14 protein-coding genes are annotated in these 11,791 nt (G+C 69.1%); 9 read left to right on the forward strand and 5 right to left on the reverse strand.

Going from position 1 to position 11,791, the window contains the following annotated elements:
• Positions 1–614: 614 nt before the first annotated feature.
• From ACIRO3_RS33510 to ACIRO3_RS33520, 3 genes are all read right to left on the reverse strand, one after another.
• Positions 615–845, reverse strand: a complete 231-nt coding sequence (locus ACIRO3_RS33510; protein ID WP_404143127.1) for a DUF397 domain-containing protein — start codon at positions 843–845, stop codon at positions 615–617.
• 975 nt (positions 846–1,820) lie between these two features.
• Entirely contained in the window at positions 1,821–2,270 is a 450-nt protein-coding gene (locus tag ACIRO3_RS33515; RefSeq protein WP_404143129.1) for a DUF5710 domain-containing protein, read from the reverse strand.
• An 82-nt stretch (positions 2,271–2,352) separates the two neighbouring features.
• Positions 2,353–2,607 (reverse strand): hypothetical protein, encoded by a 255-nt coding sequence (locus ACIRO3_RS33520; protein WP_404143130.1) that lies wholly within the window; start codon positions 2,605–2,607, stop codon positions 2,353–2,355.
• 295 nt (positions 2,608–2,902) lie between these two features.
• On the opposite strand from ACIRO3_RS33520, the gene ACIRO3_RS33525 reads away from it, so the two are divergent.
• Together ACIRO3_RS33525 and ACIRO3_RS33530 are read left to right on the forward strand one after the other, a co-directional pair.
• On the forward strand, positions 2,903–3,226 hold the full coding sequence (locus ACIRO3_RS33525; RefSeq protein WP_404143132.1) for a hypothetical protein: 324 nt from the start codon (positions 2,903–2,905) through the stop codon (positions 3,224–3,226).
• 156 nt (positions 3,227–3,382) lie between these two features.
• Positions 3,383–3,802, forward strand: a complete 420-nt coding sequence (locus tag ACIRO3_RS33530; protein WP_404143134.1) for a hypothetical protein — start codon at positions 3,383–3,385, stop codon at positions 3,800–3,802.
• A gap of 67 nt (positions 3,803–3,869) precedes the next feature.
• On the opposite strand, the gene ACIRO3_RS33535 is transcribed toward ACIRO3_RS33530, so the two are convergent.
• Complete coding sequence (locus ACIRO3_RS33535) at positions 3,870–4,418, reverse strand: GNAT family N-acetyltransferase (protein ID WP_404143136.1); 549 nt, start codon at positions 4,416–4,418, stop codon at positions 3,870–3,872.
• Between the two features lie 20 nt (positions 4,419–4,438).
• A complete protein-coding gene (locus ACIRO3_RS33540; protein WP_404143138.1) occupies positions 4,439–5,419 on the reverse strand; it encodes a hypothetical protein in 981 nt (326 codons plus the stop codon).
• A gap of 445 nt (positions 5,420–5,864) precedes the next feature.
• Between ACIRO3_RS33540 and ACIRO3_RS33545 the strand changes: the two genes are divergently transcribed.
• From ACIRO3_RS33545 to ACIRO3_RS33575, 7 genes are all read left to right on the forward strand, one after another.
• Positions 5,865–6,257 carry a DUF6415 family natural product biosynthesis protein gene (locus ACIRO3_RS33545; RefSeq protein ID WP_404143139.1) on the forward strand — a complete coding sequence of 131 codons (393 nt, stop codon included), beginning with the start codon at positions 5,865–5,867 and terminating at the stop codon, positions 6,255–6,257.
• Between the two features lie 201 nt (positions 6,258–6,458).
• A complete protein-coding gene (locus ACIRO3_RS33550) occupies positions 6,459–7,319 on the forward strand; it encodes a glycosyltransferase family 8 protein (RefSeq protein ID WP_404143141.1) in 861 nt (286 codons plus the stop codon).
• Positions 7,316–8,224, forward strand: coding sequence for a phosphotransferase (locus tag ACIRO3_RS33555; protein WP_404143143.1), 909 nt, complete (start codon positions 7,316–7,318; stop codon positions 8,222–8,224). Before ACIRO3_RS33550 ends, ACIRO3_RS33555 begins: the two co-directional genes overlap by 4 nt.
• The gene (locus ACIRO3_RS33560) at positions 8,221–8,952 is read left to right on the forward strand and encodes a glycosyltransferase (protein ID WP_404143144.1); all 732 of its coding nucleotides are present in this window, start codon (positions 8,221–8,223) and stop codon (positions 8,950–8,952) included. Before ACIRO3_RS33555 ends, ACIRO3_RS33560 begins: the two co-directional genes overlap by 4 nt.
• Positions 8,953–8,966: 14 nt before the next feature.
• A complete protein-coding gene (locus ACIRO3_RS33565; RefSeq protein WP_404143146.1) occupies positions 8,967–9,845 on the forward strand; it encodes a PIG-L deacetylase family protein in 879 nt (292 codons plus the stop codon).
• Positions 9,842–10,459 (forward strand): hypothetical protein, encoded by a 618-nt coding sequence (locus ACIRO3_RS33570; RefSeq protein ID WP_404143148.1) that lies wholly within the window; start codon positions 9,842–9,844, stop codon positions 10,457–10,459. The genes ACIRO3_RS33565 and ACIRO3_RS33570 overlap by 4 nt, the downstream gene beginning before the upstream one ends.
• On the forward strand, positions 10,456–11,574 hold the full coding sequence (locus tag ACIRO3_RS33575) for a glycosyltransferase (protein WP_404143150.1): 1,119 nt from the start codon (positions 10,456–10,458) through the stop codon (positions 11,572–11,574). Before ACIRO3_RS33570 ends, ACIRO3_RS33575 begins: the two co-directional genes overlap by 4 nt.
• Positions 11,575–11,791 lie beyond the last annotated feature (217 nt).

Below are 11,791 nucleotides of genomic sequence, written 5' to 3' on the forward strand. Positions count from 1 at the left end.
ACGGCCCAACCGGCGTCCAGGCTCTGACGAGGGCCACGAGTGCAGTTCGCCAGCCCGGCCCCATCCACTCGAACTGAGGAGAAGAGCCCCGCCGCACGGGGGTTGCAGCGGGGCTCGGGTGGCCAGTGCGGTTGGGTGGGAGGCACTGGTACCCCTCCAGGACGGCACACGCTACGCCCATGGTGGCCTGAATGGCACCCCCCGTGTGGCTTGAATTCGGATGCTGGTAGGCGGTCGGTCCCGCTCGTCTTCACCGCCAATACCAAGATCCCCGCTCTTCTGACGGTCGGCTTGGTCACGCTGGCGTGCAGCGCCCAGATCAGCCTGTCCCAAGTGGTGGCAGGCAGGCAGGGTCAAGTGCCACGCCTGAAGCATGCGAACGCAACGAGATGCGCGAGTTCCAGAACCGGCACGAGGGTGAGAGCGGCGGTGAGGTGGCGGACGGCTGCGGTGCGACGAGCGAGAAACGTGCCGTCGGCCGCATCCGCTACGCCACCCCCCGTTGGGGCGCCGTGGGGGAACCGCGCGGCCCCCCTGCATCAGACATGCAGGAGGACCGGGTGCGCAGGGGATCCGCGATGGTCAGCGGGCGGGTCTTGCGGAGAGCTCTAAGATCAGATGGCCCCGTCGTTCCTGACGTCAGTGATGAACGAGGTCCAGGCGGTGACCGGGAAGCACAGTACCGGCCCGGTCCCGCAGGCTTTGGAGTCGCGAACGTACAGGGCTCCCGCGGCGGGTGCCACCTCCAGACACTGGCCGCTGTCGCCGCTGCTGTGACTGGACTTGTACCAGCCGAGTGAAGCCATGGCGGCCTCGGTGCCTTCGCGCTGATGGCTGGTGCTCACGTGCGGGTTCCTTTCAGGTAGGTGGTGATGACATCCCGGGACGCGTCCTCGCCGAACGCCAGGTCCTCGATTCGGTCTCGCTTCGGGGACGAGAGCGGAGTAGAGCACGGGCTTCCCCGGCCGGCTGGCTGCCCAACCACGGATGGTGGGCCCCTGCCAACACGGACATGATGCCGGTGTCCGGCTCGCCGAGCGCAACATCGCCGGCCGGTGGGCGCCTGGCTCCCTCACCACCGGCACCGTGTACGACCGTCAGCACGAGCTCGGCACCCACAACCCGCTCATGCCCATTTCCACCGTGACACCGTGAAGACGCAGCCGTCGGTACCCACGATCGGCCTCACAGAGCAATCCTTGGTCTGAGTCGTGCCGCATGGGCAGGTTGCCAGTCTGTCTGGGCGCTCCGACGCTGTCCCGCGCGATCGCAGGTGATCCCGTGCGTCGCTGGGGCGATCCGGCGAGCAGATCTGGAGTCACCCCGAGCACCGGGTGGTCGATTTCAGGAAGCGCCATCAGCGGCGGCACGAGCAGCGGTCCCGCGCGCTCAAGCAGCTCCTGAACGTGCACAGGGACCGCAGGCGGCTCGGGCGGGAGGTGAATACCGAGGTCCAGAAGCAGCCATCGCGGCCAGTCGGTGAACCCCTAGATGACCTTGACCTCCGGACTCCGACGGGCCGGCTCCGATGGCGGCAGCGACACCTTGAGCCTGACCAGGTCCGGGTGTTCGTCGGACGCGCCGACCTCGTCGAGTTGGCAGTGCAGGACATCTCGGTCCAGCCTTCCAGAGGCAGTTCGCCCGACATGCGGGTACGCAGAGACGCTGCGCTGATCTCCCCCTGCCGCGCCACCGGACGACTCCGACAAACTTGAGGATCTGCGTCGCCTTCGTCGTGCATTCCCGGCAGGACGATGTCGTCGTCGGTGAGCGGGGCTCAAGCACCCGGCGGCTCGCCGCGCTGATTGTGACTGACCTGCTCAACTACCGGGAACTCTTCTCCGCCGATCGCGTCCCGGCGGACCTACGGCCCTGGAGCGGGGTCGCACCCTCGGCGCTTGCCGAGGACAAAACTGGTGTCGGACAGAACAAGACCCCACCGGTCTCCGACGCAGTGCTCCAGCCGATGCTGGCCGCGGCCCTGCACCTGGTGAACGTGGTCGGCCCGCGCGTCGCGGAACTCGCTGGCCAGGTCCGCCTCGCCGACCGGGACTTGAGGGCACCAGGTCGACGATCAGGGCGTCGCCCAGAGTGCGGTCCTCGCCGGGCAGCAGATCGGGCACGTCCGGAGCCGCGGTCCACGGCTCAAGCGCGGTCATGCCCTTGCGGGGCGCGTACCAGCGCTTGGCGGCCGGATCCCACCGGGCCCCGGCGGCCTCGGCCTGGTCTTTCTCCGCGTACGGGACGTCCAGCCAGATCCGCTCGACCACCGCTCTTCCCTCCCACGTCCTCCGAGGCGATACAAGGGCTACCCAACTTCCGGCGGCGCCACCCGGTGCAACTGGTCGGCGCCTACTCCTCCCCGACGTGCTGCATCAACGCGTCCCAGAGATCCGAGTCGAGGGACATCACCTCAGACTGGAGAGCCCGCACATCTCCGTCGCCGCTGGCGATCTGCTCCAGCAGGCTGTGCAGTTTCCACATGAGCCGGTGAGGCATGGACACCTCGCGTACCGGTCCAGCCTCGGCGGCTGGCGCCCCTATGGCCGTCACCCTCCAGCCCAGCGACAGCGACGGATCCTGGTCATGAGTGATCTCTTCGATCACTGTCGCGGAGTCGACGCCAGCGCTCTTGGCGTGCGTGATGAACTGTTCGACTCGCCGACAGTCACGGACTCATGCCAGGTCAGCTCGATATTGATGGCCACAGTCGCCCTCCCGGAGCCTGCGTGCAGGTTTCGGAGACAGCCTGACATCGCGCTCGTGACCACGCATAGGACTTCTCGACCTTCGCCCGCTGTCACGGACGTCGCCTGTTGCGATAGGGCAGTTGAGTAGAACCCGGTTCCGTAATGACACCCAACGACGATCATGGGCAGCACGTCGATTACAAGGAGGGGTTATGCCCAACATCTGGGTCCTGACCAACGTGCCGGGTGGGTGGAACCAGCAGGTTCTGGTCCGCGCGGATGCCATCACCTATCTCCGCTGCGGCCCGGACAAGGTGACGGCATCCACGCTGGATGCTGAAGCCTCGACCACCCTGGTCGAGTCCGGGTCCAGTGCGACGAAGCGGCCGCCCCTGCCGCAGGGCTTCCACATAGCGTTTCTCCAGCAAGTCGAAGACACACGGCGCGACGACTTCAAGCTCGACAAGGTGATCACGGCAGAGCTGGATCCCTCCGACAAGTGGAAGTGGACCGTGAAGGACCTCGAGGACATGTAACCGAGCATGGCCGCGGCAGTGGGGGTGCCGACTCTTCTGGCACCCCCACCCCTTCGACGTCCATCGCTGGCTCATGCCCAGCGATCGCCGGTCCGGTGGCCTCGCGGTGTGCGACGGTAGCCGTGGCCTGAACGCACGAAGCCTGATGGAGACCGCATGACGGACCAGAGCCCCGAACTGACCGCGATCTGCGATGTGTGCCAGCAGGCAATCGGAGACAGGGAGGGCAGCGTGTGGGTGGACCAAGGCGACGCAAACGATGCGTTCTATTCCGTCGATGACTCGAACAGTCCGCTGGACTTCCTCGGTGAGACCACCCGCAGTGACATCGTGGCCTGGCGTACGACGCACGCCGACTGCGGCATGACCGACAACCCTTACAAGATCGAAGTTGAGCGGATCCGCACCTGGCAGGACTTCTTGTACTGGTCGGCCCACGTGACCGGCAAGAAGTGGAGCGTGGCGACCGACTGGCGTCTCTCTACCCTTCGATCGCTCGAGCCGCAGCGTGCTGCCGTCGGTGGCCTTCGCCCCATCCGTCCGCAGGGACTGGAGTGGAATCCGATCGGATCTTGACCTGAACTGAACAGCCGGCCGGGGATTTTGAGGTCCTTCCTCGCCGGCCGCGCAGGCGTCGGTCAGTTCATCCCAAGCGCCGGAGCATGGTGGCGTACACGGGAGCATCAGGGAAGGGCTGCTGGTCACCGATGTGCTCGTAGCCCCAGGACTCGTACAGGGCCCTCACTTTCGGGTGGCCGGGCTCGACGAGAAGGGTGACGCGTTCCTCCGTGCGGCCGGCCAGTAGTTCCTCGTGGATCCGGCGGGCCAGGCCGGTCCCACGCCAGGGCTCTCGAACCATGATTTCAAAGAGTGCCAAGGTCCGGGTGCCGTCCTCGGCAACCTGGGTGGCTGGCAACGGCTCAAGCATGTGAGCCCACCACGCGGTGTTCTCCGGCAGAGCGGCGGTGTAGGCATACCCCGCGGCCTCCCCACCGTCGAAGGCGGCCACGGCCTCCCAGGAGGGGCGGGAGGCGTGGCCACTCAGGCGGCCCTCGAACCGGTCGACGGAGAAGAACGGGTCCTCGCCGATCTCCTTCTCGTACACCTCCGCGTACACGCCGACCAGGGTGGGGCGGATCGCCGGCAGTTGGTCGGTGCCGTAGCGGTGCAGGGTGATGTCCGGGCCGGTCATGGGGCTCCTTGTCGTCAGGGTCAGGCGGTGCGGGTGCGGTCGTTCCACTGGCGGGTGACGGCCGCCTGCGGGGCGGCCTGGTTGAGAGCGGAGGTGAAGCTGCCCAGCAGGTGGGGAACGCGTCCGCTGTCGGCCCCGGTAGGGGCGATGACGTGGGTAGCCGTGGCCACGGCCTGCTCAATGTCACCTTGGGCCACCTGAGCCAAGGCGGCCTGGGACAGGTAGTAGGCGCGGTTTCGGCGCTGCTCGGGCCGCAGGTCAGCCAGGCACTGGTGGGCGTGGAACTCGGCCGTCTCCGGATCGCGGAGACGGTAGTGGGTGATCCCGGTCAGCCCGTGGAGCTCACCACGGGTGTAGAAGGCGACGGAGGAGGGGCGGGCCTCGGCCGGGTCGGCGCGGTCGTACGCGGTGTGGGCCCGCTCCAGAGCCCGCAGGGCCCGGTTCTTATCTCCGACGCTGGAGGCGGACAGGGCAATGCGGGAGTGCGTCAGGGAGGCGTACAGCGGATCGGTGCGGTGGGCCCGGGTGCCAGTGCATGCCTCGGCGGCGGCGAGGCAATCGGCGTACCGGCCGCGCTGCCCGGCGAGCATGGCTGCGTACCGCCACGTCTGGTGCTGGACCTGACCGTCTCCGGAGAGCCCGGCCAGGGTGACGGCCTGCTCCAGGTATCGCTGGGCCTCGCCCAGGCGGCGGGAGTCGATGGCGGCGAACATGGCAAAGCCGGTGAAGGCGGCGGCCACGGCATACAGGCGGGAGCGGACGCGCTGGCTGGCGGAGCCGTGCTGCTGGAGGCTCAGGGTGCGGGCGGCGAGGTCGGAGGCGCGTTTCTCAAGGACGGGGCCCCCGCCGTTTCGGTCGTCCTCGAGCCAGAGTTCTGCCAGGAGGCCACGCAGACGGTCGACGTCGGAGTGCCCGACGGTGGGACGGGCGGCGGCGGTGCCGGTGGTGATGGCGACGGCCGCGCCGGTGGCTACGGAGATGAAGGTTCGACGGCCAAGCACAGGGTCCTCCTGACGCGCTGAGGGCGTTGCGGGACGGGCACGGGGCACGAACCCTAGGTCGGTCGCCGGGAGCCCAGAGACGGCCTCCAGGGCCTGCCACTGGCGCTCCTGGGGAGAGCGTGTCTCCCCCGACAGCCACCGGTACACGGTCCGTTCCGTGACGGCGCCGCGCCGGCCGGACAGGTCCGCCATAGCGTCATTGACCAGCTCAGCCAGTGGCCCCGGGCTGAGCCCGTGTTCCTTCATCCAGTTCTCTAACTCCGCATTCCGCCTCCGCACCATGCCGTCACGGTAGGGGCGGGGCCGACCTGCGAGGTAGCGGCCGTCGGGACTTTTCGTCAGTGGTCACGCGAGTAGGAGAGGGCCACTTCGTCATGTCCAAGGCAGTCTGCACGCGGGTTACTTGTCCGCACACCGAAGGGCAACAGGCGGATGGGAGCGACCCGTGGCCGTACTCGAGCACGAAGTGGCAGCAGTCCCGTACAAGGAGTTACGCGTCACCTCGGCTGGCGTGGAGACGCCGGTCACCTCTGCGGCCACCGCCGTCGCCGGGGACGTCGAAACCGCCCTCGCCCTGGCCGACCACCACCCGACCGGGCAGGCGGCTGTCCAGATGCGGCAGCGTCTGCGTGGGCACATCCAGAGCCTGGCTGTGCCCGCCGAGCGGTACGCAGACCGGCTGCCGGAGTCCAGGGAGAAGGACATCGCGGCCAGCACCATCCGATTCGCCCGCAACCTCGCCCGCGACGGCATCAGTGATCCAGCCATAGCGCTGCGGCTGCTGGCCAAGTCGGTGGCCCACCTCGCCCGGAACACGGACCTGCTTCGGTCCGCCTGAACCGCTACCGGACCCGGCCTGCTTGGGAACACCGGAACCGGAAGTCTGCCCCTGCCCGACCGCAGCAGGCGAGCAAATACGCCTCGCCGGCTCGGCGAGGCCGGTCACCTCCCACGACGAAGCGGAGAGGTGACCACCCCTGCCCAGCCTGTGACGGCTCCGGGCCGGGCTCGTCGACTCCCCGCCCTGGAGGCACCCCTCGTGTACGCGATTGGCCTGTGCGTCGATGCCCGCTACCTGTTGCCCGCTCTGGTCACCCTCGGGTCGGTCGCCGACCACCTGCCGGCGGCCGACCGCCGTGAGAGCGCGGTGCGGGTGCTGACCAACGGCCTGTCCCCAGGGCAGGCCGCCGTGATGGAGTCCTTCGCCCGCCGATGCGGGTTCGGGTCATTCGACCTGGCTTGGCAGGCCCCACCCGCCGAAAGCGTCATGGCGGACACGGCCTACATCTCCGTCGCCACCTACCTGCGGTTCGGGTTCACCCCAGGCTTCCTTGACCGGCCGTTCCTGATCTACGTGGACGCCGACGTGCACGTACGCGGCGACGTCTCCGCGCCGCTGGCCGCGCTTCCCGAGGACCGGGTCGGTGCGGTGCAGGATGAGTTCAACTCGGCCGTGGGGCAGTGCCCGGCCCTGCCCGGCCTCGCCGAGCGCTGGCCCCACCTGGTCGGGCGGGCGTACTTCAACGCAGGAATGCTGTGGGTCCCGACGGCGATGCTCGCCCCCATGCGGGCGGGGGTCCAGCGAGCCCTGATCGGCGGCCGGGAGTACATCAAGCACAACGACCAGTGCGCCCTGAACCTGTGGCTGCTGTCTTCTGGCGCCGCCCACCCGGTGGAGCCGGTGTTCAACCGGTTCGAGGTGGACCGGTTCCTCGATCGCGGGGACTGGGTCCGCCGGGTCCTTCGCCGTCCGGTCACCCGCCGCGACGGGCACGTGGTGCACTTTGTCGGCTCTCAGAAGCCGTGGATGCGCTCGTGCCCCGGCACGGAAGACGTCCGAGCCTACCGGCGACAGATGCGCCGTACGCTCGCTCACCTGGGTCGGGCGGGTGCCCGGTGACCGGCGGCACGGTTCTGGCGGTGGAGCGGGCCTGCGTGGAGCTGGCCGGGGCGGCTTCGGCCGAGACGGTCCGGGTCCGTACCGGGCCGAAGACGGCCGTCTACAGGGTCCGGCTCGCCGACGGCCGCCCCGTGGTGGTGAAGCTGTTCGCGGCCGACACCTCCCACCGCGCGGCCGACGAGGCCCGCCTCCTGGCCGCTGTGACCGAGGCTCGGCGGGTATGGGTTCCCGCCGTGATCGGGCACGGCCCGGTCCCCGGGCTGACCGTCTCCGCCCTGATCACCGCTGACGCCGGGACCAAGACCCTCAGCGACGCCGTGCGGGCCGGGCAGATGCCGCGGCCGGCGGCCCTGCTGCGGCTCGCGCTGCTGATGGCCGCCTTCCACACCATGGAGACCCCGGCCTGGGGCCGCCTGGCTCCGGGGATCGGCCAGCAGGTCAGTGCCCTGGCCTCCCACTGCCCCCGGCAGGTCTTCAACCGGCTGGCGCCCGCGCTGGAGGTCATCGCAGGCGGGGCCCGCCGGGAACGAATGGTTTGGTGCCACGGCGACCTCCACCTGGAGAACGTGATCCTCGGAGGTGACCGGCACCTCATCCCCGGGGGCATCGGCGACCCTCACCTGCCCGAGTACGTCGTGGACTTCGAGGCCGCGACCGTTGAGGTCCCCGAGTACGACCTCGCCCAGACCCTCGTGACCTGCGACGCCCTGGAGCCGGCCGACCGGGTGTTCATGGCCGCCGCCTACGGGAGGCCCGTCGATACCCGCCTCATGGACGCCTACCTGGCCTTCCAGGCCGTACGCGGCTGGACCTACGCCGCCCACCGGGAAGGCCGTGACCGCGACGCCTGGGCGGCCCGCCTGCACCTTGCCCTGACTCCGCAACCAGGAAGGACCGTGCTGTGACCGATCCCGATCTGTCGGTGATCATCCCCGCCTACAACGAGGCCAGCTACCTGCCCCGCTACTTGCCCACCGTCTTCGCCTCGCTGCACGCCTGGGAGGCCACCTCTGGCCAGGCGGGAGAGGTGATCGTCGTGGACAACGCCTCCACCGACGACACTGCCTCCGTCGCGAAGGAACTCGGGGCCCGGGTTGTGACCGAGCTGGTCCACAGCATCGGACTGGTCCGCAACACAGGCGCCCGCGAGGCCGAGGGCCGGATGCTCTTCTTCGCCGACGCCGACGTGGCCCTGCCGCTGGAGGGGATCACCGCCGCCGTCGCCGCGATGGACGCCGGGGCCGTCGGCGGGGCGATCCCGCCGCTCTACACCCCCACCCGGCTCGGCGCGCGCTTGCTGTGCGCCTACTGGGACCACCACCGCTCCCGCCACGGCGGCGCCCAGGGCGTCACTCAGTTCTGCACTCGGGACGCCTTCAAGGCAGTGCACGGGTACCGGCCGGACTACTTCATGAGCGAGGACATGGACTTCTTCGCCCGGCTGACCACCCACGGCCGCAGCACGGGCGGGCCGGTCGCGGTCCTCGAAGACCTACGGGTGCGGCCCTCCACGCGCCGCTACGACGCCTGGTCCACGGCCCGGATGCTCTGGTGGCAGAACCCCGTGGTCGTCCGCCTCGGCCTGACCTCGCCCCGTTTCTGGCGCAACTGGTACGCCACCACCGTCCGATGATCGGAGAACCCCAGGTGACTCGCCTTCCCCTGCCGGACGCCGACGGCATCTACACCTTCCCCACCGACCTCCTGACCTCCCACAGGGAGTGGATGGACGCCCTGACCGGGACGAAGGAGATCATGACGCTCACCGCACCGCTGACCCTTGCGCCGTACTGGATCGAGCCGCGCAAGCCGTCCGGGCGGCCGGTCGTCGTCATCGAGCCCCACCACGACGACTTCGTCCTGTCCGCCTCCGGGACCTTCCTCGCCCGCCCCCGGCCGCTGACCGTCGTCACCGTCTTCACCCGCTCCCGCAGCGTCCACCCTTCCCTCGAGAACACCTACAACAGTGTGGAGACCGTCTCTGCACTTCGCGAACGCGAGGCAGCGCAATCCCTGTTACCCCTCGGGGTCACGCGGGTCGGACTCGGTCACAAGGACGCCGAAAAGCCCTACCGGACGCCCGAGCTGGCGCAGGTAGCCCAGATCACCTCCGAACTCGCAGAGGTGCTGGACGGGATGGAGGACGCCGAGCTGATCGCCCCGGCCGCCGTCACCCGCCACCCCGACCACCTCGCCGTCCACGAGGCGGCCCGCCGCCTGGGCTGCCGCTGGTTCTGGGAAGACGCGGCTTTCTGGTCCACCTACGCCCTCTCCGGCTGCGACAGGCAGTTGTTCCAGCAACGGGCCGGGGATCTGCTCATGCCGGAGGTTGAGGACATCACCGCCACCGTCCTGGACAAGGTGACCCTGCTGCACATGCACGGCTCGCAGATGCACCCGGCGAGGAAGATGTACCGGCCGATCCGGCACGCGTACACCGTGGCGGCCGGCATGCTCCTGGAGGCGGACGGCCGTCCGCGCGGGAAGTACGCCGAGCGCTTCTACCGGCTCGGGGGGACACGATGACGGTCATCCTTGGCATGGAAGGGCCCTCGTACGGCGGCAAGACGTCCGCACTGGGGCGGCTGAAGCGGGTGCCCGCCATGCAGGACGCTCTGTTCTTCCCCTGCTACGTGAAGTCCATCCCATGCAAGGAGGACATCCCCACCCCGTCCACGCAGTCGGCGGACGAGCAGGTCGAGGCGTTCATGAAGTTCATGGACATCGAGGCCGCCCGGGTCCACGCCGCAGCAGAGCACAACGGGATGATCGTCCTCGACCGGACCGTGGACACACTCCTCGCGCACACCCACGCCATGGACAAGATGTACGGGTTCGGAGTCCTGCCCGAGCTCCGAGCTCGGGTTGAGAAGCTGCCGCACCTGCGGCCGGACTTCACGCTCTACCTGGACGTATCACCCGAGTTGCTGCACCTGCGGCGCAAGGCGGCTGGGCATCAGGAGGTGGAGCCGGAGTACTTCCTCCATGACCCAGTCTTCCTGGCCCACTTCCGGGACTACTTCGTCCAGCCGGGCCGCCGCCCGGTCGCCGGTGAGGTCGCGCTCGCCTCAGGTGACGGAGACAGGCAAGCGACCGCAGCCGTGGTGCAGGCCCTTTTCACGTACTGGGCGGGCCGGTGACCGCGCCGACGGTGGTATTCGCGTGGCGGCGGACCCCGCCGCCGCTTTTGATCGGCGGGGCGGAGGTCTCGCAGCAGTTGCTGGCAGAGGAGTTCGCCCGCTCCGGGTGGCAAGTGCTCTACCTCGGCAGCCACGAGGCCCCGTGGAACGGGTCGGCGCAGTTCGGGCACCTGCGTTCCCACCTTCAGGCCCACGGCACCGAGTGGGACGAGACGGGCAGGGAGGTCCGCTACCGCTGGAACGGCGTCCTGTGCCGAGCCGTGCCCCAGGACCGGGTGGAGAAGGTCCTGCGGGAAGTCCTCGCCCAGGTTCGACCGGAGCTGGTGATCACCTCGCAGGAAGGCGCGGCAGACATCGCGGCCATCGCCCGCCGCACGAGCCAGGTGGCCGGGTGGCTGCACTCAGTCTCCGCCAACAGCCACGGCGTCCTGCACGGCGGGCCGCACGTCGCCCTCGCCACGTCGAAGTTCGTTGCCGGGCGGACCCGGGCCCCAGCCGGTACGAGGACGGTGGTCTTCTACCCGCCGTTCGTGCCAGCGGAGGCTGACGCGCACATCCTCGCTGGCCACGGTGAGCCCGCTCACCTCACTTCGGGCGGAGTGCTGATGGTCAACCCGATCCCCGCGAAGGGATCGGCCCTCCTCCACCAGCTGATCGCCCGGCTTCCGGGCCGCCGATTCACTCTGGTGGAAGGCTGGTGGGACACCGCCCGGGAGTTCACCTTCTACCCGAACGTCCGCTGGGTGCCCCGCACCTATGCCATGGGGCCGCTCTACGCCACGAACGATCTGCTCTTGGTCCCCTCGCAGGTCGAGGACGCGTTTCCCCGGGTGATCGTGGAGGCCGGACTCCATGGCGTCGCCACGGCCGGCTCCGCCCGGGGCGGGATCTCTGAGGCCACCGGGGATGGTGGAGTGATCCTGCACCCCGACGACGTGGACGCCTGGGTGCAGACAATCGAAGCCGCCGACTGGGCCGGACTCGGCGCCCAGGCCCGCACGCGGGCGGTGCCGCTGGACCGGCCCTGCCTACCTGAGCTGGCTGCCGCGGGGCTGATCCCGACGACGGCGTTAGGCACCGTTGCTTCCGAGGTAGCCCCCAGGGAACCTGGTTAAGAGGTACCGCCAAGCCGACATGAGCCAGCCGTCCCTCCACCCACGGAACCTCCCCCGTAGGCCCGTGCTAGCGCTGCGAACAGCCAACAACGCTCCGGCCCTCCGGTGCTGCTGCTTTCAATTACTGAGGATTTCAGGGCGGGGTCGGTGGGTTGATTGTCAGGCCGGTGGCGGTGAGACAGCTGTCGATGAGGTGGGGTCGGAGCTGGATTCTGCG

Source organism: Streptomyces sp. NPDC102278 (assembly GCF_044766345.1).
Classification (GTDB): Bacteria; Actinomycetota; Actinomycetes; order Streptomycetales; family Streptomycetaceae; genus Streptomyces.